The organism is Mediterraneibacter faecis, from assembly GCF_055383675.1.
On record NZ_AP043803.1, the window covers coordinates 1 to 20,647 of the forward strand.

Sequence of the window (20,647 nt, forward strand, 5' to 3'; positions counted from 1 at the left end):
ATTAAAGATATTGTTGGGTAAAAAAGAAAGGTCAGTCGATTTTGCCGATGAAGCGGTAGTAGATTTCTACTTCCTGTTCACGGCTTCCGTCCTCGCCCTTGGCAGCTTCGTGGACGGTTATTTTTTCAATTAGAGTGTTCAGAAGTTCGGCGGTCAGCTCCACAGGGTTGACATACTGTTTCATTAGGGCAATCCACTTTTCAGCATCCGCTGCGGTCTGTACGGCGGCTTCCATCGTTTCGTGAAGCTGTCTTATTTTTGCTTCAAGCTCCTTTTGCTCGTTCTGGTACTTCTCGGACAGCATATTGAAGTTATACTCGGTTATGCGTCCGGCAGACCAGTCCTCATACATTTTAGCAAACAGCCCGTCAACCTCGGCTTTACGCTTCTCTGCCTTTTTCAGCTCCGCAGCCTGCTTTTTCTTTGCAGAGTTTCTTTCCCTGTCGCTGGCATTGAGCAGGCGTTTCAGTAGCTTGTCCTCGTCTTTCTGTGCCAGCATAGACCAGTATTGCAGTCTTGCAAGTACATAGGCATACAGTACATCATAGCGGATATAGTGCATGGAACACTGGCGTAATCCCTGTCCGTTTTTGCTGCAATGGTAGTACCCGTATGGGTTTTTGTTCTGCTTGTTTTCCCCATAGGCTAAAGACCATCCGCAGTCTGCACATTTTATCAATCCTGCGAAAATCTGTGTCGTACCGTTTCTGCGTTTCCTGCGTCTGCTTGCAATCAGCTCCTGAACTTTTTGGAACACTTCTTCGGAAATGATGGCTTCGTGGGTATTTTCCACACGATACCATTCTTCCTGCGGCTTCCGCACCTTTTTCTTGTTCTTGAATGAAATGTTGCTCTGCTTGTTGTGAACGCTGTGACCGATGTAGGTTTCCTCTTTCAAAATGCTCTTGACCTGTGCAATCGTCCACGCATAGGCTTTTTCTGCGGGCGCACCGGCGTAGATATTAGCGAAAGTCCCGTATCTTTCATAGTTCAGCCAGCCGGGGGTAGGTACTTTTTCTTCCACCAGAATCCGTGTAATGCTGGCGGCACCCCTCCCGTGTACTGCAAGGTCAAAAATCTTCTCTACAATCCAGCGTGTTTCCGGGTCGATCAGAAGATGACCTTTTTTGTCCGGGTCTTTTACATACCCCAGCGGTGCATAGGCTCCATAGTGTGCGCAATTGGCAAATCTTGTGCGCATGGCAGCCTTGACCTTTTTGCTGGTCTGTCGGGCGTGCATTTCATTCAGGATGTTTAAGAATGGGGCAAGCTCGCTTTCTCCGTTGATGGTGTCCACATTGTCATTGATGGCAATGTAGCGTACTCCCTTGCTGGGGAAATAGATTTCCGTGTACTGACCGGTCAGGATATAGTTTCTTCCCAGACGGGATAAGTCCTTTGTGACAACGCAGTTGATTTTCCCGTCCTCGATGTCATCAATCATCCTTTGGAAACTTGGACGCTCGAAATTTGTCCCGCTCCATCCGTCGTCAATGTACTCGTCTACAACAGTCAGCCCATGCTCTGCGGCATACTGCCTAAGCATCATGCGCTGGGTCTGGATACTGCCGCTTTCCCCCTGTAATTCATCGTCACGGCTCAATCTCAAATATAGTGCAGTGTTATAAATCGTTGTATTGTATGGTTGTTTCACGGTTAAAAATCCTCCTTCTAAAAGAAACAACCCACGCTTATACAATACTCGCTGGTACAAGTATATCATAAGCGTGGGCTGATTGACAGTCGTTATTCCGTATTTTTTCAGGAAGCGGCGGCAGCGTGCTGGATCACATCTTCCAGTAGGCTGTCAAGCGGCTTCCCATCCTGTGCGAAATGCTCCGATACCTTGATACGGACTTTCCCCATGACAAAATACTGGGTGCCGTCTTTTTCGGTAAGCAGGGTGCCGCTGTTTTCGTTGTTGCTCTCGTTTTTGTTTTTTGCCATAGGCAGTTACCTCCATAAATGAAATATGCCCGACAAGGGAATGTCAGGCAGGTGTACAACCGCAGACTGTCTCCGTGTCAACCAAACCGTGTCAACCGGCAGAAAAGACTTTGAAAACAATCCATAGGCGCTCTATTATTACTTTTTACTTTTTCTTTGATTTCTTGGTTGACATGGTTGACAAAGGAGAGAAATGCCCCAAATATCAGGCTTTTCCCCGTCAACTGGCTGTCAACCAAAGCGTCAACCAAACTGTCAACCGGCGGCTTTTCAGAATGGCAGTTCCATTTGCCGGGCTTCTTCTTCCGTGATTTCCTGAAAACCGTCCCCCTCCGGCGGGTCTTGGTTGACACGCTCCCAGCCTTTTTGAGAACCGTATTTCTTATACCGCTTCGGGCTTTTGTAGGCTGCCCAGCCCTGTATGATGCCGCCCGCAATGCCGGTATTCATAATCTCGCAGATTGCCCGTGTCTCCCAGTCTGCCGGGGAATTTAAGTTCCCCAGCGCTTCCTCATAAAGCTGCTTGGAGCATACCCTGTCACCGGTGTAGTCCTCCAAATAGGCGTAGATCATGCCGGCCTGTGTGTCTTCCTGCATAAAGTCCTGCTGGTGGGCGTTCAGGTATCGGTTCATTTCCATGCTGAATGACAGCTTATACTTCCCACTGCGATAAACCGTCATGGCTTCCGCCCACATCTGTTCGATATACGCCCTCGCCGCCGCTTCATCGTCCAGTATGTGAACCTCCGCCCGTTCCGGGTACACCGTCACGGGGAGAAAGCGCCGGTTGCCGGTGCGGTCACGGGGCAAAAAGTCCTGCCGGTTGGTCGTCCCTCCAAATACACATTGCCGCAGCCGGTCTGCCGGATGTGTCTCATACGGCACTTTGTAGGTTTCTTTCTGGCGGCTTAAGAATGACTTGATTTCCTCAATACTCTTGGCGTTGGCTGTGGCAATCATCTCCGACATCTCGATAATCCAATGCCCTTGCAGCTTGCGGTACACATTTTCATCGTCCAGCTTTTTCAAATCGTCTGAAAACCATTCGTCCCTGCCTGCCAGCAGCCGGAAAAAGGTAGATTTCCCGGCTCCCTGACCACCAACCAGACAGAGCATGACCTCAAACTTGCTCCCCGGTCTGAATACCCGCCGGATGGCTCCCATCAGGAACAGTTTCAAGGCTTCATAGGTGTATTCGTCCGTATCGGCTCCCAGAAAGTGATGCAGGGCGTAACGGATGCGCTCTGTGCCGTCCCATTGCAGGCTGTTCAGGTAATCCCTGACTGGATGGTAGCGGTTTTCATTGGCAACAATCTTGATGGCGCTCTGCACCTTTTTCTCGCTGGTAAGCCCGTAATTTTCTTCCAGATACAAAAGCAGGTAGTTCATGTCCATGTCGGTCAGCGTGGTACTGGTGCGCTCCCAGCCCAGCGGCTTCACAATGTCAATCTGCTCCGTCAAAAGGTTCAGGCGCAGCGCCCCGCGAAACAGAGGGTCACGCTGGAACACCGTCAGGCAGTTTCGGATGCTGTTCTTCACGCCGCCTTTCTGCGTCCCCTCTAATGTTTCCCGGATTTCTGCCGGTGTCTGCGCCGGTTCCATTGTGTCCATCGTCCTTTTGACCGCTTCCTGCGTTTCCGGCGGCAAGCTCTGAAATTCGCTGTTCAAGCCGCAACACCTCCTTTCCCTGTGCGGCGATCAATGCCGCTTTTTCTTCTATTTCTCCGTATAACAAAATATCCAAAAGGTATTCTGTGTAGCTTATCCTCTGCAACGCTTCCACAAAAAGAGGATGCCAGATGGCATCCTGCGGCTGTGGGGCGTGTGCTGTTTTCCAATGCTCCAGCAGGCGCAGATAATCGCATAGCACCCGGAAACAATACCGTTCCGTTTCCTGAAATCTCTGCTCCGCTGATTTTTGTCGGGGCTGTGACCTGTTGTGACGCTTCCTATCTGGCGGCGCATTGCCGGATTTCTCATAGGAAACGCCGAAGTCCTCCGCAAGCCTGACCGCAGCTTCCCGTTTCCCCAATCCATGCAGCAAAGCGGCAAAGTCGATCACATCCCCGGAAGCCCCGCAGCCGAAGCAGTAAAAGCGGCTGTCCACTTTCATGCTGGGCGTGCGGTCATTGTGGAATGGACAGCAGACCATGCCGTTTCTCCCCACCCGGATTCCATAGAATGAAGCAGCCTGCCGGGTGGTAACAGACTGTTTCACCGCTTCAAATACATTCAAATGCTCCCTCCATAAAAATACTGGTAGCGGTAAAGCTGCCGGTTATATCATAGCTCCATCTCATGTTTCTTTCTCTGTACTGCCTGTGGCTGCTCCCTCCGGCGCAGTGCGGTATCTACGGCGTTCTGCACCTGCCGTAGCCGTATGACTTCCTCCCGGAGTGGCTTGTGCTGCGGAGACAGTTCGGCATACTCTGTTTTTAACTGTGCGTATTCCTGTTTCCATGCTTTCAGGGCAATGGGTTTTCCGTCCAGTTTTTCTTTCAAAATACGGCGGGCGGCATAAAACAGCCGTAACTCCGCATCGTGGGATGTTTCAAATTTCTCCCTCTGTTTCTTAAACTTGATATTGTTCAATTCCGTATGAACAGGTTTTAGCCGCTGGTAATTCTCGCCCTCCCGTATCAATTCCTGCAATTCCTTTATCCGGGCAGATTTCTTTTTCATGGAGTCGCTTAACGCTTCAAATTCTTCGTTGACAGAGGAAAGACGCTCCTGCAAATCCTCTAATGTGAGCAGCTTGTTTTCCGTCAGATAATTGACGGCTTCGGCAAACTGCTTTAAGTTTCCGGTTCTGGCTTTATTGCTCCATGCCCCTGCGTTGCGCTGGTTGTAATAAGCGATCAACAGGTCGGCAAGGCTCGGTGTCTGCGGTTTGGAAAGTTCTTCTTTTACCTCTGCCATCCAGACAAACAGGGCTTTGATCTTCTTCCTCACATCCTGCATGAGCCGGTTGGTGGCTTTAATCCAGCGGTTCAGTTCCCCTTTCTCGGTGCGGATGCCCTTTGCTTCCATCTGCCGGACATTAGCTCCCTCGTGGACAGTAGGTATCAGGTCAAGCCCCTGCCGCACATAGGAACGGTGGTCGATACGCACATCCAGCCCTTTTTCCTCAAATTTTGTATTAACGGCAGCCGCCCACTGCTCCCGCCAGTGTTCCAGCGTTTCCGGCTCATGCCAGTCTGTTGTATGGACAGCGTTAAACATATAATCGCCGTTTTTATCCCGGATTCGGTTTCCATCTTCATCAAGAAGATATTCCCGACGCTGTTTTTGTCCCCATGTGCCATCCGGGTTCAAAGGGCGCATGGTTGTCATCACATGAAAATGCGGGTTAGGGATGCCGCCGTCCTCTTTCTCCGGGCTGTGAAAAGCAAGGTCGGCAATCATGCCTTTTGTCACAAACTGCTCCTGTACGAACTTCCTCGCCAGCTCCATGTTTTCTTCCAGCGTCAATTCATTCTGCATGGCAATATCAAAGGAATAGGCAAGCTGTGCTTTTGGATGTTTCTCGCAGTTCTCCACAGCATTCCAGAGGGTCGCCCGGTCAAGATATATTTCCGGCGCATGGGGCGGCAGCATGATTTCCGAAGCGATCACGCCGCCCTTTTTGGTGTAGTCGCTGACTTCTCCATAGTAGCTGCTGTAAAGACGCTCCCCGGCTCGATAGGCTGTGCTGGCAATGGCGCTCTGACCGGCGCTGCGCTTGATCTGTGCGATTGAAAAATGATAAAGTGCTATCCTTAGTCACCGCCTTTCTCCTGCCCGGAAATACGGGCGTGGTTCTCTGTGGCAGACCGGATGAAATGCTCCGCCTGCGGCAGATTCAAAATGCTTTCCATGAGGGAATAAAATTCCGCTTCGGATAGCTCCTTTGTCTGTGGTGCAATGCTCTCAATAGCTGCCCCACGGGTAATCAGCCGGTGCGTCCTCTGTTTCCGGGAACCGCTTTCCAGATACGCCTGCCGGTTTTTCAAACGCTGCATTTTCCGTTTTTCCTGTTCCAGCAGGACAGTGGTTTTTTCATATTCCTGCTTCAACTGTTCCAAAGATTTTTCCATGTTCTCACATCCTTTGCTGATAAGATAAAGAAAGACCATCCGCAGACAGTCCGTGTGTCAGTGCTTCTATAAAACCCGATGAAAAGGGAAAACCGCAGAGCGGATTTCTCTTTGCGGCGGGTACACAGGGGATAGCCGCTTTAGCGGCGCAAGGGGGTGTAGCCACCTTGTCGGAGCGAAGCGAACGCAGACCTCGGATTGCTGATTTTATCAGCGGCAGAGGTAAGCTCCGCAGGACGCACGATACATGGTCTTTAGACTATGTATAGAAGTGCGCCCTTAGTTCCTAAGGGATTTTGCCGTTTCCGGCAGTCTTGTCCTTTTTCTTGGAACGCTTGGAAAGATACTTCGGGCAGTCAACCACAACCGCCCGGAAGCTCTGTTTACATTCGTGCTGGCATTTCCGGCACAGTTCGTTGTAAGTGATACGGCTGCGGTCATTTAAGAAGAAAGACCATTCCAACCGCCGCTTGTTACTCATTCTTGCCATAACCGGCTCCTTTCTCCGTTTCTATCTGATGTACGCAGATAGGCTGTTTTGATGTAGCGTCTCGGTATCATTTTTAAGTTTTTTTCCCTCTGTATGCCCCTTTGGAAAGTGCGGCAGTATTGCAAGTCAGGGAATGATACCTCACGCTTATTTGTCGCTTCCCGGTACGGTTTCGGAGCCTTTTGCCATCCATTCAAAGAAAGCAATTTTGCTGACCTTGATAAGTCTGCCCCTGCGGAACGCTGGAAAGCCGGGTGTGTGTACCAGCTCATAGGCGCTCGCTCTTGAAATTCCCATAATCCGCTGAATGTCCGCCACATCCAGAACCAGCGGTAAATCCTCGTAGCTGTTCAATCTCTTTTTATCGTTCATTCTGTTCCTCCCATAAATCAAATAGGTTAAAATGCTTCCTGTTGCCGTTCTCCCCAAAAGCCGTTTTCCTGCCCCATTCCTGCGGTGTTTCCCTGCATTGGTGCGCCGAATGCGTCACTTCTCCTGCCGGTCATATCCCTTTTGGACGGTCATTCACTTGTCAAGGTACTGTGCGGTACGAAATTACCAACCGCAATCATCATAGCGTACTATCCTTGACAAAACAATGATTCTGCGATACCATGAGTGTAACGGATATAACTGAATTATATAATTACCATAAACAAAGGCAGGGGATAGGGATGGAGAATCAGTTTATACGGCATGAGCCATGTTTTGAGAGGATTTTGTTTGTCCTGACGCTGGACAGGAAGAAAATGAAAGAGCGGATTTTGATTGGGGAAGAACAGCAGATCCGCTTCCGTCTGAACGGGAGCCAAAACGCAGAGGTGCTTTGTGATATGACACGCCCACTGGGAACTTTTTTGATAAACTTTGAGCGTGACACGGACAGAGACTGGAACTTATACGGGCTTTCTCCGCTGCGGCAAGCTCTCCACTCCAACCGATGGAAACAGCCGGAGCTGGAGCAGGCGGCAAGCGAATTTCTTTGGGAGAAATATCTTAGCAACGACCCTCTGAAAATGTATGTGGCGTTCCGTATCTGGAACAGCTATCTGCTTGCCAGAGAACCCCGTGACCGTAACGCTGCCTGTGACCGCTTCATGGATAAAATGAGCAGACTGACCGGGGTATTCCAAAACGAAACCATGAGCTTTGACAGGGAGACAGGAAAACCGAAACAATTTCAAGCTGGCAGCCTTTATTTCAAAGGCGCACCGTCAGAAGATACCCGGCTTGACCTCTGGTTCCCGGACAACCGGCGCACAGAAGAATGTGTGTCTGCCTATGCGTCCCTCTACCCGTTGATTACCTATTATCTGAACAGGCTGAATGACTGGGGGCTTTGCTTCCGGCGGTGCAAGGTCTGTGGAAAATATTTTCTGGCAAAGAGCCAGCGGTATGAGCTGTGCAGCGACAAGTGCCGAAAAGCACAGGCGCTTCAAAACAAGCGGGAATTTGACGAGAGGTCAAGAGAAAATAACTATGACCTGCTTTATAAAAATGAATGCCAGAACTGGCGCAACAAAATAAACCGGGTAAAAAATACCGCAGGCTTTCCGGCTGACCGTCTGGAAAAAATACAGGCTTCCTTTTCCGACTTTAAGAAAGAAGCCTTACAGAGAAAAAAGGCTGTAAAAACAGGAACGGCCAGCCCGAAAGAATTTACGGACTGGCTGTATCTGCAAAGTAATGTAATTGTGGAACTGACAGAATACTAAATTTTTTTCTCGTTGTGAGGTTTCTGTGACATTTGCCTGATGGCAGTATCGAAATTGCAGTAATTACTCATGCAAAATGCTTCTTCGTTTTATACACTATACCTATATGGTGGAGCACCAAATGAAAGGAGCAAAAAATATGTCTGAGATTCAAAATGCGATTGAAGTAAAGAACTTAAAAAAAGGTTTTGGTGGCAGAGTTTTGTTTGAGAATTTTAGCCTGAATGTAAAAGCAAATACAATCCATGCGATTATTGGCCCGAACGGTTCTGGAAAGACAACACTGCTACGCTTGATTACAGGGGTATACCAGCCAAATGCAGGGACAATCAACATTGCAGGGAAATATGCAATGCAGCTTGAAAATGACTATCTGTATGAAGAACAGACTGGTCTTGAAAATTTGAAAATTTTTGGGAAATACTTTGGATTTGAAATAAATGATCGTTCAGACGGCTATTGTACGCAATTAGGATTGACCGAGCATTTAGGAAAGCGTGTTAGCACTTATTCTAAAGGAATGAAAAGAAAACTGTCCCTTTTGATTGTGATTATGATGGGACGGGATATTCTGCTCATGGATGAACCAACATCGGGTGTAGACCCCATATCCAGAGTAGAAATCCGTAGTTTGATAGAGGCTCTAAAAGCTGACGGAAAAACGGTTATTATCACTTCACATGACCTTAGCGAGATTGAAAAGTGCGCTGATGATGTATCTATGATTAAAAATGGCAGATTGCTGTTTGATAAGGGTATTCAAGAAATGCAAGGACAATCATTGGAAGAAATCTTTATTAAGGAGGGCAATCGGCATGAGTAATATGGGAAAAGGCGCAGGCTACTATCTTACCAGAAGTAAAAGCCTCCTAATTGATACTGCGATTGTTGCCATTCTGGCGATTTTTATGAGCTTTGCAATGCAGATGGACACCTTGCAGTCTAAGGGAGAAGATTATTTAGTCCTAATGCTCTATGCGGTTATTTTTGGTCTTACCTCCCTGCAATCCGGTGCTATGATTGTAGATTTGACAGCAAAGGATAAGTTAAGCCGGAGAATTGAATTTTTTGCAGCTTCTGGAATTGCAGTAAAAGAGATTATAAAACAGTATTCGATACAGATTTTCCGCTTTTCTGGTATTATCCCGTTCTTTGTTTTTATGAGTTGCTATTACTTTACCGACTGGACAATGAGCTTTGGGCGGATCGTATGCGTTTATCTTAGTATTCTTGTACTTAGTTTTTGTGAGATTGTCGCTTTGAATATCATTGTACTGGATGTGAAACGAGTAAAACTGTTCAAAAATGTTCTGTTCTTTGGTAATTTTGCACTGGTTTATTTGATTGCGATGTCGGCAGAACAGATTACAGAGTTTGTGAATCAACATCATATAGGAATTGACTATTTGATTATTGTGGTTGATGTTGCACTTTGCATGATGTTTGCACTATTAAGTTTCTTTAAGGCTCGGCACATGAGCAACGAAACAGTCATCAGGAGGGATGGCGAATGGGTTTGATAACATTAAACCTTAAAAGGGTATTGAACTGGAATTTTATATTTATGAGTGCGGTAGCAGCTATCTTCGGCATGATCTCTCTGATGAACTTTGGGGATATTTCAGAGAACATTGTATTTGGTGTTGATATAAAGTATTTTATGCTTGATGGATACCTGTGCTTATTTATCTTTTTTGCCGGAGAAATAAGCAAGGATATGTTGCAGCAAGAAAAAATCACAAAGAGAATAGAATGGAAACTTGCTAATGGTATTAAAATCTCAAGTATTGTTAAGGAGAATCTGCTATCACTATGGATTGGAACGCTGATCCTTTTGTTTCCTCTACTTTTGATGATTTCCATTCGTCTGCCAAACCTTATCTTGTTATTAAGCACCTATTTTCTGATCCTTAGCATATTGTATTCGGCATTTATAAATGTTTTGATTCTCTGGATTAGAAATATGAACTGGTTTAAGAGTATTCCTATCTTTGCAACACTGCTTCATATTTTGCTGGTTGTCTTAAAATGTGGGATATTTATGAAAACGAATAATGTGTGGGTGTTGCTACTATTTTCTCCAGTGAGTATAATAGTTTTGACTGCGTGTGGTTTATGTCTGATGACTAAAGAACGGATCGTATCATCATATTACTAACATAATGAATTTTAGCTGAAAGGAGGGGGGCTATGCAGGATAAACGCTTCTATCCGTATCTGTTTCTTCATGCGGGTATTGTGACTTTATGGGTTATATTGGATAGAACACATAAAGGAATTGCGAATGACGGAGCCATCAACTTATTGTCGATTGCCGTCTTGCTTTGTTATTTCAATCTGCTCTATCTTCATGTAATGACATCACGGCGAAAGGCAACAATATCTGAATGTGGCTGGAACCTGCTTTCTGTTTCCTTTATTGCGGCGCTGATGTATGATGGATTTTCCACCTTATACACGGGTGCATTTCTGGTTTTTGCATTGATTATCGGAATAATGCTGGTAAGAACTGACGCAAGCCGGGGAAAAATGGTTCGCTTGCTGTTTGGAATTGCGTCTATCATACTGTCGTTTTTCAATTTCCGAATTCTCCCTGCTATAACCATGTTAGTTGGAATGTTCATGGGAATTTTCCTTGATTATAGATATATAAATTTGAAACAGGTTAATATTCTTCCGATTGCCCAGAGGAAAGCAAGATATGTCCTCGCTCTTATGATTCCCTTGTTTACAGTCGTACTTTATTGCTTTGATTTGTCCACCCTGCAAGTCAATGTGTTTTTTCAGCTTATAATGCTTTTATTTGAGGCCTTTGCTGTCATTCATCTTGGCGACATGGAAGCTCGTTACAACGAGCTGACAAAGTATTATGAATTAACGAACTATATTGCAAGTGAGAGGGAAGATTTTTCAATGCTACTTCACAACGATGTGCTTCAAGATATTGGAGGTGCCAAAAATCTTCTGTCGCTTCGCTCACCAGCTATTGATGAAACAAAAAGGATATTATCTGATTTGGAACTGCGAATAAGAAATATGATGAATTTCTATTCGTCTAATATCTTTTCGGGGTATGCTTCATGGGAACATATTGAATATATGCTTGACGCCATTAAGAAGCTGTACCCAAAGAAAAATATATTTATAGATTTTACCATTGACAGCGAAGCAAGGATTGCTTTGAAAAAAGATAACAGTTTGGAACAGACTATGCAGATAATCAAAGAGCTTGTCAACAATGTTTATAAACACGCTGCCGCTTCTTTTATCCATTTGGAAATCGCGTTAAATGAAGAAAGTAAACTCGTAATTACCTGTCAAAATGACGGCGCGAAATCGAATGACATTGAAAACATTCTTTCTTCTAAAGGTGGTATGCTGTTCTTAACGGTGTTGATAAATGGGAATGGCGGTAACATTCAGTATTTAGAAAAAGATGGTATTTTAACTGCAACGGCAGTTTTGGGGAGAAAAAATGAAGATATTACTATTTGATGACCACAGGATATTTGGAGAGAGTTTAAGCAAACTTCTGGAAGATTGGGATGAAATCTCTATCTGTCGCTATGTAAGTAATGAAACAGAGTTTTGGAATATTCTTTCCGTAGACGAATGGGACATTGTATTACTTGATGTCAACCTAAGAGAGCAGTCAAAAAGTTCTGGCATTGATCTGATAGAAACGATATATAGTAAAAAGCCAAAAATAAAGGTGGTTATGCTATCCTCTTATGATATGCCAGTTTATAGACAGGAGGCACTTAAAAAAGGCGCCGTAAGTTATATTGATAAGTCTGCCTCTGCTGACGAGTTGGTAAAAAAACTCACAGCTATTAGTAAAGGTCACAAGTCCACTACGCCCCCTTTATTAGATCCCCTGACAGATCGTGAAGCGGAAATTATTAAGGCGATTGGAACAGGGAAAACGAAGCATGAAATAGCGCAAGAACTGTATATCAGTGAACGGACACTTTACAACCATATCCAAAGCATCTATGATAAGCTGGGGGCTAAAAATGCTATCGAAGCCTATAACAAGGCTATTGCACTTGGATATATCACACCCTTAATATGAGTTTAGGCAATAAGAGGGACAGATATATCAGAACACAAGTGACAAGTATGCACATTATGTAAGCAGATAGCAAAAACAAGTATCATTGAACGACTTCATCAAAACAATAAAGAAAAGCCGGGAGCAAAATTAAGTCTGCTTCCAGCTTTTTTGTATTTGTTATTGTATGTGGTTGACTAAGGAATATTGTTTAAGCGTGAGTTTGTGATATTGGGTGTGGTATCTTTAACTATGGGAAACTCCCTTTTCCCATTTTGAAACTGTCTGCCGAACAACATTTAACTTTACTGCCATTTCTTCCTGGCTCATTCCTCTTGTTTTTCGGAAATGCTTTATATTCTCATTAATCATAATTTCATATCCCTTCTATTCGATATGTACATGTACATTATAAATTATACGAATATGCTGTTTCCGATACAAGCAATGGAAATTAACATTGGCTATTTTTTCTTTACACTTAAAAGTTAATTTGTGAATACCCGATAATTCTCTTCCTTATCGTAATCCTTGTGGATTCCATCATCCTCATACATCGTATAACTGCTGTTTTTATATCCGATAAGTTGCAGATGTTCGGTATCAATATCTTTCACACACTCTGCTGCTTCTGCAACCGGGATGCATTTACCACTTCGAATGAAGAGCGGTACTTCATTTAGTGCCACATCTACATAATGAATACCTTTTGCGAGAACCTCTTCAGAAATGCTTCCGTCCGGCAGGAACTTGATAAATTTCATTTCTTCCGGCAGATAAACATAACGGCCTCTTGCGTTCTGCTCGTAGACCGGAGCGATCATGATCTCGTTTCCAAGCATCAGCTGATCCTCTATCCTGATTGCTCTCTTGTCATCCGGATAAACAAACCCAAGTGGTTTGAAATACATGTCATCATTCAGCACAGCTTTCATGTACTCACTGTACAGATACGGCACAAGACGATATCTTGTATTAATGATAGCGCGGAAATCCTCGATTTTTTCAAATTGATAACATTCCTGCTCTCTTGTTCCCGTTGCTGAATGATTACGCATCAGTGGTGTGAATACACCAAGTGCAAGAAAGCGAAGCAACAGTTCTCTTGTCGTATCACTGCCAAATCCTCCAAGGTCAGCACCTGTATACAGGAAACCGCACATATTCAGAGACGGCAGCATCTTCAGGTTAAGAAGGATATGCGACCACCAGGATTTATTATCACCTGTCCAGATTCCGCCATAACGGTGCATTCCGATATAAGAAGATCTAGAAAACATCAGAAAACGTTTTTCCGGGTCAATGCGTTCAAAAGCTTCTCCTGCTGCTCTTGTCATATTGTAGCCAAAAAGATTATGTACTTTGTCATGACGGATCTTTTTGCCATCGACATTGTGATAAAATCTTTTGTAATCTTCCGGATTATTTGCAATACTGAGCATCTTGTCCTGCATTTCCCAGGGATGGGTCTTGCCTTCGGTATCCTTTGCAAACGCTCCGGCAAGTTCTCTTGCCTCTGCAAGGCCTTCGGAAGAATAAAAGATTGCAGGCTCATTCATATCATTCCAGAAACCTTCTATTCCCTGTTCGATCAGAAAACGATACTTGTCCCCGAACCATTTTCTGGCTTCCGGATTCAGCATATCCGGGAAATGGGTATCTCCCGGCCATACAGCTGCAACAAAATCACTTCCGTCTTCTCTCTTACAGAAATAGTTGTTTTTGACACCTTCCTCGTAAATCTCATATCCCGGCTCAACCTTCACACCGGCATCAATGATCGGAATCAGGCGAATATCCTGGTCATCCATTTCCTGCACAAATTCTGGAAAATCCGGGAAATTTTCTTCATTCACTGTGAAATCTTTGAATGACTGCATGTAATCAATATCCATGTAAATCATGTCGATTGGGATATGATTCTCCCGATATCCTTTTGCAACAGTACGGAAATCTTCTTTCGTCGTATACCCCCAGCGGCTCTGTCCGAAACCAAAAGCAAACTTCGGCGGGATATAGCTGCGTCCGATTACGTGGCGGAACTGTTTTACGATATCATAAGCATTCTCACCTTCAAGCACATAGATATCCAGATCGGCATTTTCGCAGGATACCCTGAGTGTATCCTCTCTGTCATATCCGATATCAAAGGTCAGTTTCGACGGATAGTCAAAAAACAATCCAAACGTAGTCTTTCCACTCACAATAATAAAGTTGTGGGCTCCGTATAAAGAACGCTTGTCCTCTGTGTGTACCGGATCATCTGTGCAATTACTGATATAACAATACCCTCTCTTGTTGATTCCACGATTGGCTTCACCCAGACCATAGACAATGTCATCTTCATCCATGATATAAGTAAAAACAAATCCTTCCTCCTGGCTGACCTCTCCATATGGGAGAACGCCCTCAGTTGTTTCAATTTTTTCAGTCAGTGCCTCCGTATTAAACGGAGTTCCATATCTATATTTTCTAATCATTTCTCTGCCACCTGATGTTTATAATATAATACGAATGCTTCATATGGGTTCAGAATAATTTTTCCGTCGAATTCTTTTCTTCCAAGGTTTGTGATCAGACACTCTGCGCCTTTGAATTCTTCCGGCACTTCTACTTCTGCATTCTTGTCACTGAAGTTGCAGACAGTCAGAAGCTTTTCCTGATCCCCTTTTCTTGTGTAAGCAAAAATCTGTTCGTCTTCACGATAAAGTGGTTCAAATTCGCCATAAACAATAATTTCTTTCTCCTTGCGCAAGCTGATCAGTTTCTGATAGTAATGGAAAATAGAATCCGGATCTTCAAGCTGCTGTGCTGCATTAATCTTTTTGTAGTTTTGGTTTACTTTAATCCACGGCTCACCATCTGTGAATCCAGCCTGTTTGCTGTCATCCCACTGCATCGGCGTTCTCGCATTGTCACGGCTTCTCAGCATCAGACATTTCATCATGTGTTCCGGAGTCATAAGACCTGATTCAGTAAATTCTTCAAAATAATTGATACTTTCAATATCACGGTAATCTTCCAATTTGTCAAAATAAGCATTTGTCATACCAAGCTCTTCCCCCTGGTATACATATGGCGTTCCCTGCATCATGTGAATACAGGTAGCCAGCATTTTTGCAGATGTTTCTCTGTATACCGGATTGTCATTTCCAAAACGGCTGACGCTTCTCGGTTGATCATGATTACCTAAAAACAAACTGTTCCATGCTTTACCCTGGAGTTTCTCCTGCCATTTGATCATGATGTTTTTAAACTCTTTAAAATCATATTTTTGAGTTGTCCACTTTCCATAATCTCCGCATCCACTCTCCACATGCTCAAATTGGAATACCATGTTCAGTTCATTTCTGTCTTCACCCGCATATTTCTGTGCTTCTTCAATTGTAACTCCAGCTGTTTCACCAACTGTCATGATATCATATTTTGAAAGGACTTCATGATTCATTTCCTGAAGAAATTCATGGACTCTTGGACCATGTACGCTATATGGTCCAAAATCGCCATAAAGTCCGTTATTCATTTCTCCATCCGGAAATCTCTGATCTTTGGAAATCATACTGATAACATCCATACGGAAACCATCAATTCCTTTTTCACACCAGAATTTCATCATATCGTAAACTTCCTGGCGTACTTTTTCATTTTCCCAATTGAGATCCGGCTGTTTTTTTGAAAACAGATGCAGGTAATACATCTGTGTCTGCGGATCATATTCCCATGCAGAACCGCCGAATGCTCCGCCCCAGTTATTAGGTTCTTTTCCGTTTACCGGGTCTTTCCAGATATAATAATCACGATATGGATTATCTTTTGACTTGCGGCTTTCAATAAACCAGTTATGTTCATCCGATGTATGATTGACTACAAGATCCATCAGAATTCTGATGGATCTTTTGTGTGCTTCACACAACAATTCCTCATAATCCTCCATAGTTCCATATTCTTCATAAATTCTACGGTAATCGGAAATATCATAACCATTATCGTCCTGAGGTGATTCCAGCATCGGAGAAATCCATAACACATTTACCCCAAGTTCTTTAAGGTAATCGAGTTTCTGTATGATTCCTCTGATATCTCCCACACCATCACCGTTACTGTCTTTAAAACTCTTAGGATATATCTGATATACTACACTTTCTTTCCACCATTTTTTCTCCATGCCAAGTCTCCTCATTTCTAATTATTTGACCGCTCCTGCAACCACACCATTCATTATACTCACCTCAGCCTTGCAATATCAAGAGGTTTCTCGCGAAACTACAAAAGGTAACAAAGTTTATTTCCTGCTTTTATACAGTTTATACAAAGAAAAACAGGTCATTGCACCTGCTCGCCTATATATGCAAAAAAAGGATCCTGTCATTCTTTGACAGAATCCTGGTATGCTCCCCGTCAAGAGGACAATAAAAAATAATAAATTTTTGTATCGTCAGCCATGCTATGGCTGGCGATATTTTATGCTGCTTTTGTATATTGCTCATGATATTTCATTGGTGTCATTACATGCAGTTTCCTTTGAAGTCGTTGGTTGTTGTAGTAATCTATGTAATTAGCTATCGCAGTAATCAAAGAGCTTCTGCCATTAAAACGCTGTTTATAATACATTTCTCGTTTTAGAATTCCCCAAAACCCTTCCATTGGTCCATTGTCAATACAGTGGGCAACTCTAGACATACTCTGCTTCATATGATGTTTTTTTAATCTAGTATAAAACTGTGCGCTTGTATATTGAAAGCCTCGATCAGAATGAACTAATGGGTGTGCATCTGGCTCCTGACGGACAGCCTCATCAAACGTGTCCATAACTAATGGATTATCATTATGATCGCTGATTTTAAAGGAAACAATCCTTCTATCATATAAATCTAAAATAGCACTCAGATAAACTTTATGAACTTCTATTCCGTTGTAGTATTTAAATTCAGAAACATCTGTAAGCCACTTTTCATTCGGTTTTTCGGCGTGAAATTCACGGTGTAAATAGTTTTTTGCTATGTGATCAGGATTTCTGTCTCCTCTGGTACAACTCTTAGGTTTCCATTTAATATTTGATTTTATATCGTATTTCCTACAAATACGAAGTACTCGTTTATCATTCACATGAATTCCTTTATGTCCATCTAATTCATCACGAATCCTTCGGTATCCCATATCTGGATGCTGGTTATGAATCCTTTGGATTTCAGTGGATAGTCTTTCGTTTCGAAGTTCATTATTACTTTTCGGATATTTTACCCAGCGGTAATACGCAGAACGTGTAACATTAAGATATTTACAAAGTCTATCTATGGGATAATGCTTAGTAGACGATAGTTTTTGGATGGCTTCATATTCGGCTAACCGATGGATTAAAGATAGCGACCCCTCCTTTCCAGTTCTCTGACTTTTTTTAACAGATCATTCTCCATTTGTAAGTCTAGATTTCTTCTTTCCAGTTCAGCTATCTTGTCACGTAGCTCTTCTTCAGGTGTTCTGCTTGGAAGAGAAGCTATACGACGTCCACGTCTGTCTTCCAGACCCGCTTGACCCATCTTTTCGTATCGTATTACCCAATTGCGTACTTGTTGATAGGAACAATCATATTTGAGTGCCATTGCACCATAATTCTTATCATTTGCAAGACAATCTGTTACTATTTTTAATCTCTCATCAAGTGTAGTGTTCTTTGCTTTTTTCATGTAAGCACCTCCAGTGGATGTTTTTAATATTCCACCAGAATTATACACCTTAATCCAATCGGAAAGCTGTTTGTGTGAACGAATTCCGTATTTTGTGCAAATATCCTGAAGAGATCCTTCTCCGTTAAGATAATCATTTATAGCAGATATTTTTAAATCTTTTGAATAAGATTTGTTTTTCGGTTGATTGAGTAATCCAGTTGGTCCATCATACTGATAAATAGAAATCCAATTTCGAATACTATGATGATCAACTCCCAATTCTTTTCCTGCTTGCCGTATGCTAATTTCTCCTGCAAGGTAGCGTTCGACTATTTTTACTTTTTCTACTGGTTCTATCTTACTCTTTCTGAACATGAAAATACCCCCATATAGGACTTTTATATTTCATTGTCCTATATGAGGGTAGCATATCATCCCTCTTTACCAGATAGACTGGGTTTTTTATATTTAATTCGTTCAGCGTCTCTCCCTGAATCAATTTCATCAGACGTTCCAACGCCACATGTGCTTTTTGTGGAATATCCTGATGAACTGTTGTCAGTTTCGGTCGAATCATGCTCGCGTAAACACTGTCATCATATCCTGTAACAGAAATCTGCTCCGGAACCATGATTCCTTCGTCAAAAAAGAAATTTATTGCTTCTATCGCATTATAATCTGAAGAAAAGGCCAGCGCTTTTGCTTCAAGAAAGCGTGGAAGAAGTTCTCTATATTTCCTGAGACGAAGATTTCTTTTACCCGGGATAACTATATATCTGGAACGACTGCAGAATCCCCCTTGTTTTTCCATCGCCTGTTTGAATCCCATCCACCGATAGTAATCGCTGTCCTGCTCTGTTTCTGCAACAAACAATGCTTTCTTATATCCACAGGAATACAGGTATTCTCCGATCTGATACCCGCCTGAATAATCATCTATGCCAACATTCTGGAATGTATAAGCACCCTTCGGATAAGCATCGATCAGAATCATTTTCTTATTTAATCTGTGTGAAAGGTTATGATACTGCTCTTCATTGTATCCAAGGATAATCAATCCCTCTACATTCCATTTTGAAGCAATATCCACTACATTCTGAATACTTTCACCACCGATAAGCATAACATAATATCCGTTTTCTTCCATTTCCATCTGAATCGTTCCGATCAGTTCTCCCACGAATGGATCCTGAAGTGACTGCATACCATGAGCGTAAGTAAATCCGAGTACTACACCTATGATTCTGGAACCACGTCCGGAAAGCATCATGGACCCCATATTCGGAACATAGTTCTGTTCTTTAAGAATAGCCGTGATTTTATCGATCGTTTTCTGGGAAACTCTTTTCGTATTGCCATTTATAACATTGGATACCGTGGTGCGGCTAACGCCTGCCATATCTGCAATATCCTGAAGCCGAATCATAAAACCTTCCTCCTGTATTCTTATTTCCTTACAATACTTTTTCCTGCTTATTTGTACTCAGATACTTTCGTTTCTACAAAAGTCATTTTCGCTTATATCAAATTTATAATATCATAGGCAGTTATGTTTGTCACATAAAGGTTTGCAATTTCAAACTGCAAGACCGCTGTAATTGCGACTGATAAAATTAACCATTGTCTCCATGAATATATTAGAGATATAATATAAATACTGGTATCTGATTTTTCTGAATACTAAGTATCTAAAAATGGGGAATGATAAATGAACAAACAAGAGAAACAGATTTTCACATCAGACAATTTGAAAGAAACAGCCATCATGACGATAGCAGTGGGCATTATCGCCGCGGCCGTATATTTCTTTTTGATTCCGAGTATGACCTCGATCAGCAGTATATCCGCACTGGCAATTGTTATGTCGCATTATATACCGTTGCATGTATCAACGATCACAATGATATTGAACGTTGTCCTACTGCTGATAGGCTTTGTGACATGCGGAAAGGAATTCGGAGCAAAGACGGTTTACACCAGCATCCTGCTGCCGGTGTATCTTGCAGTATTTGAACACATATTTCCGGATTTTACCTCGCTGACAAACAGCAGTGAACTGGATGTAATATGCTATATCCTGGTCGTAAGTATCGGCCTCAGTATTTTATTTAACATGAATGCATCTTCTGGCGGACTGGATATCGTAGCGAAGATCATGAATAAATATCTGCACATAGAATTGGGAAAAGCAATGTCCATCTCGGGCATGTGTGTGGCACTTTCTTCCGCTCTGATCTATGACAAAAAAGCTGTAGTTTTAAGTGTGCTTGGAACTTATTTTAATGGTATTGTGCTGGATCATTTTATCTTTGGCCAGAATCTGAAAAGACGTGTATGTATTATTACAAAATACGAAGAAGAAGTCCGTCAGTTTATTTTACATGAACTGCATAGCGGAGCAACATTCTACGAGGCGACAGGCGCATACAATATGCAGAAACACAGAGAAATTATTACAATTGTGGACAAGAGTGAATATCAGAAACTGATGAATTATATTATCAAGAAGGATCCGGAAGCATTCGTGACAGTGTATACAGTATCTGATATGAGATACCGTCCAAAGGTAAGATCCTTTTAGGCGGGAAGAAGCTCTACAAAACACTTTACGCAGCTGCTTGAATATCTGAACAGAAAAGAGTCGCAGCCTGTTCCATCAGGGAATAACTGTGACTCTTTTTATTTTGTCTTCCATTTTT

At 43.0% G+C, this 20,647-nt stretch carries 20 protein-coding genes and 1 pseudogene; 7 read left to right on the forward strand and 14 right to left on the reverse strand.

Annotation, left to right across the window (positions count from 1 at the left end):
* Positions 1-31: 31 nt before the first annotated feature.
* From ACZ47Z_RS00005 to ACZ47Z_RS00040, 8 genes are all read right to left on the reverse strand, one after another.
* Positions 32-1,654, reverse strand: a complete 1,623-nt coding sequence (locus tag ACZ47Z_RS00005; RefSeq protein WP_464525729.1) for a recombinase family protein — start codon at positions 1,652-1,654, stop codon at positions 32-34.
* A gap of 107 nt (positions 1,655-1,761) precedes the next feature.
* The gene (locus ACZ47Z_RS00010) at positions 1,762-1,947 is read right to left on the reverse strand and encodes a hypothetical protein (protein WP_015540918.1); all 186 of its coding nucleotides are present in this window, start codon (positions 1,945-1,947) and stop codon (positions 1,762-1,764) included.
* A 270-nt stretch (positions 1,948-2,217) separates the two neighbouring features.
* Positions 2,218-3,558 (reverse strand): virulence-associated E family protein, encoded by a 1,341-nt coding sequence (locus tag ACZ47Z_RS00015; RefSeq protein ID WP_069955626.1) that lies wholly within the window; start codon positions 3,556-3,558, stop codon positions 2,218-2,220.
* Positions 3,443-4,183 (reverse strand): CHC2 zinc finger domain-containing protein, encoded by a 741-nt coding sequence (locus ACZ47Z_RS00020; protein ID WP_014079457.1) that lies wholly within the window; start codon positions 4,181-4,183, stop codon positions 3,443-3,445. The genes ACZ47Z_RS00015 and ACZ47Z_RS00020 overlap by 116 nt, the downstream gene beginning before the upstream one ends.
* Positions 4,184-4,230: 47 nt before the next feature.
* On the reverse strand, positions 4,231-5,703 hold the full coding sequence (gene mobQ, locus ACZ47Z_RS00025; protein WP_390575790.1) for a MobQ family relaxase: 1,473 nt from the start codon (positions 5,701-5,703) through the stop codon (positions 4,231-4,233).
* A gap of 2 nt (positions 5,704-5,705) precedes the next feature.
* A complete protein-coding gene (locus ACZ47Z_RS00030) occupies positions 5,706-6,023 on the reverse strand; it encodes a DUF3847 domain-containing protein (RefSeq protein WP_008816380.1) in 318 nt (105 codons plus the stop codon).
* Positions 6,024-6,309: 286 nt separating this feature from the next.
* A complete protein-coding gene (locus ACZ47Z_RS00035; protein WP_004614949.1) occupies positions 6,310-6,513 on the reverse strand; it encodes a hypothetical protein in 204 nt (67 codons plus the stop codon).
* Positions 6,514-6,660: 147 nt separating this feature from the next.
* Positions 6,661-6,885: a helix-turn-helix domain-containing protein gene (locus ACZ47Z_RS00040; RefSeq protein WP_005362423.1), complete on the reverse strand. Its 225-nt coding sequence runs from the start codon at positions 6,883-6,885 to the stop codon at positions 6,661-6,663.
* A 302-nt stretch (positions 6,886-7,187) separates the two neighbouring features.
* Here ACZ47Z_RS00040 and ACZ47Z_RS00045 point away from each other — a divergent pair, with 302 nt between their 5' ends.
* From ACZ47Z_RS00045 to ACZ47Z_RS00070, 6 genes are all read left to right on the forward strand, one after another.
* A complete protein-coding gene (locus ACZ47Z_RS00045) occupies positions 7,188-8,228 on the forward strand; it encodes a DUF6076 domain-containing protein (RefSeq protein ID WP_390428932.1) in 1,041 nt (346 codons plus the stop codon).
* Positions 8,229-8,349: 121 nt separating this feature from the next.
* Positions 8,350-9,051: an ABC transporter ATP-binding protein gene (locus ACZ47Z_RS00050; protein ID WP_118316602.1), complete on the forward strand. Its 702-nt coding sequence runs from the start codon at positions 8,350-8,352 to the stop codon at positions 9,049-9,051.
* On the forward strand, positions 9,044-9,748 hold the full coding sequence (locus ACZ47Z_RS00055; protein WP_054754390.1) for a hypothetical protein: 705 nt from the start codon (positions 9,044-9,046) through the stop codon (positions 9,746-9,748). The genes ACZ47Z_RS00050 and ACZ47Z_RS00055 overlap by 8 nt, the downstream gene beginning before the upstream one ends.
* Positions 9,739-10,386 (forward strand): hypothetical protein, encoded by a 648-nt coding sequence (locus ACZ47Z_RS00060; RefSeq protein WP_118344071.1) that lies wholly within the window; start codon positions 9,739-9,741, stop codon positions 10,384-10,386. The genes ACZ47Z_RS00055 and ACZ47Z_RS00060 overlap by 10 nt, the downstream gene beginning before the upstream one ends.
* Before the next feature lie 32 nt (positions 10,387-10,418).
* Entirely contained in the window at positions 10,419-11,723 is a 1,305-nt protein-coding gene (locus tag ACZ47Z_RS00065; protein WP_464525730.1) for a sensor histidine kinase, read from the forward strand.
* On the forward strand, positions 11,704-12,303 hold the full coding sequence (locus ACZ47Z_RS00070) for a response regulator transcription factor (protein ID WP_009243057.1): 600 nt from the start codon (positions 11,704-11,706) through the stop codon (positions 12,301-12,303). Before ACZ47Z_RS00065 ends, ACZ47Z_RS00070 begins: the two co-directional genes overlap by 20 nt.
* Before the next feature lie 234 nt (positions 12,304-12,537).
* Here the strand turns inward: ACZ47Z_RS00070 and ACZ47Z_RS00075 are convergent.
* The 6 genes and pseudogenes from ACZ47Z_RS00075 to ACZ47Z_RS00100 all read right to left on the reverse strand — a co-directional run.
* Positions 12,538-12,654, reverse strand: a pseudogene (locus tag ACZ47Z_RS00075) (helix-turn-helix transcriptional regulator); the annotation flags it as partial.
* A 116-nt stretch (positions 12,655-12,770) separates the two neighbouring features.
* Complete coding sequence (locus tag ACZ47Z_RS00080) at positions 12,771-14,762, reverse strand: glycoside hydrolase family 31 protein (RefSeq protein WP_464525731.1); 1,992 nt, start codon at positions 14,760-14,762, stop codon at positions 12,771-12,773.
* Positions 14,759-16,447 carry a glycoside hydrolase family 13 protein gene (locus tag ACZ47Z_RS00085; protein ID WP_464525732.1) on the reverse strand — a complete coding sequence of 563 codons (1,689 nt, stop codon included), beginning with the start codon at positions 16,445-16,447 and terminating at the stop codon, positions 14,759-14,761. Before ACZ47Z_RS00085 ends, ACZ47Z_RS00080 begins: the two co-directional genes overlap by 4 nt.
* A gap of 296 nt (positions 16,448-16,743) precedes the next feature.
* On the reverse strand, positions 16,744-17,637 hold the full coding sequence (locus tag ACZ47Z_RS00090; RefSeq protein ID WP_464526057.1) for an IS3 family transposase: 894 nt from the start codon (positions 17,635-17,637) through the stop codon (positions 16,744-16,746).
* Complete coding sequence (locus ACZ47Z_RS00095) at positions 17,637-18,323, reverse strand: helix-turn-helix domain-containing protein (RefSeq protein ID WP_054754427.1); 687 nt, start codon at positions 18,321-18,323, stop codon at positions 17,637-17,639. Before ACZ47Z_RS00095 ends, ACZ47Z_RS00090 begins: the two co-directional genes overlap by 1 nt.
* Entirely contained in the window at positions 18,307-19,374 is a 1,068-nt protein-coding gene (locus ACZ47Z_RS00100) for a LacI family DNA-binding transcriptional regulator (RefSeq protein WP_464525733.1), read from the reverse strand. Before ACZ47Z_RS00100 ends, ACZ47Z_RS00095 begins: the two co-directional genes overlap by 17 nt.
* A 282-nt stretch (positions 19,375-19,656) precedes the next feature.
* On the opposite strand from ACZ47Z_RS00100, the gene ACZ47Z_RS00105 reads away from it, so the two are divergent.
* The gene (locus ACZ47Z_RS00105; protein WP_020437183.1) at positions 19,657-20,529 is read left to right on the forward strand and encodes a YitT family protein; all 873 of its coding nucleotides are present in this window, start codon (positions 19,657-19,659) and stop codon (positions 20,527-20,529) included.
* Positions 20,530-20,647 lie beyond the last annotated feature (118 nt).

Excerpts from the sequence above, each read along its gene's own strand:
- ACZ47Z_RS00105 (WP_020437183.1), top strand. The coding sequence starts at position 19,657 with ATGAACAAACAAGAGAAACAGATTTTCACATCAGACAATTTGAAAGAA.
- ACZ47Z_RS00055 (WP_054754390.1), top strand. The coding sequence starts at position 9,044 with ATGAGTAATATGGGAAAAGGCGCAGGCTACTATCTTACCAGAAGTAAA.
- ACZ47Z_RS00100 (WP_464525733.1), bottom strand. The coding sequence starts at position 19,374 with ATGATTCGGCTTCAGGATATTGCAGATATGGCAGGCGTTAGCCGCACC.
- ACZ47Z_RS00060 (WP_118344071.1), top strand. The coding sequence starts at position 9,739 with ATGGGTTTGATAACATTAAACCTTAAAAGGGTATTGAACTGGAATTTT.
- ACZ47Z_RS00045 (WP_390428932.1), top strand. The coding sequence starts at position 7,188 with ATGGAGAATCAGTTTATACGGCATGAGCCATGTTTTGAGAGGATTTTG.
- ACZ47Z_RS00030 (WP_008816380.1), bottom strand. The coding sequence starts at position 6,023 with ATGGAAAAATCTTTGGAACAGTTGAAGCAGGAATATGAAAAAACCACT.
- ACZ47Z_RS00085 (WP_464525732.1), bottom strand. The coding sequence starts at position 16,447 with ATGGAGAAAAAATGGTGGAAAGAAAGTGTAGTATATCAGATATATCCT.
- ACZ47Z_RS00015 (WP_069955626.1), bottom strand. The coding sequence starts at position 3,558 with ATGGACACAATGGAACCGGCGCAGACACCGGCAGAAATCCGGGAAACA.
- ACZ47Z_RS00040 (WP_005362423.1), bottom strand. The coding sequence starts at position 6,885 with ATGAACGATAAAAAGAGATTGAACAGCTACGAGGATTTACCGCTGGTT.
- ACZ47Z_RS00080 (WP_464525731.1), bottom strand. The coding sequence starts at position 14,762 with ATGATTAGAAAATATAGATATGGAACTCCGTTTAATACGGAGGCACTG.
- ACZ47Z_RS00010 (WP_015540918.1), bottom strand. The coding sequence starts at position 1,947 with ATGGCAAAAAACAAAAACGAGAGCAACAACGAAAACAGCGGCACCCTG.
- ACZ47Z_RS00070 (WP_009243057.1), top strand. The coding sequence starts at position 11,704 with ATGAAGATATTACTATTTGATGACCACAGGATATTTGGAGAGAGTTTA.
- ACZ47Z_RS00095 (WP_054754427.1), bottom strand. The coding sequence starts at position 18,323 with ATGTTCAGAAAGAGTAAGATAGAACCAGTAGAAAAAGTAAAAATAGTC.
- ACZ47Z_RS00065 (WP_464525730.1), top strand. The coding sequence starts at position 10,419 with ATGCAGGATAAACGCTTCTATCCGTATCTGTTTCTTCATGCGGGTATT.
- ACZ47Z_RS00050 (WP_118316602.1), top strand. The coding sequence starts at position 8,350 with ATGAAAGGAGCAAAAAATATGTCTGAGATTCAAAATGCGATTGAAGTA.
- ACZ47Z_RS00035 (WP_004614949.1), bottom strand. The coding sequence starts at position 6,513 with ATGGCAAGAATGAGTAACAAGCGGCGGTTGGAATGGTCTTTCTTCTTA.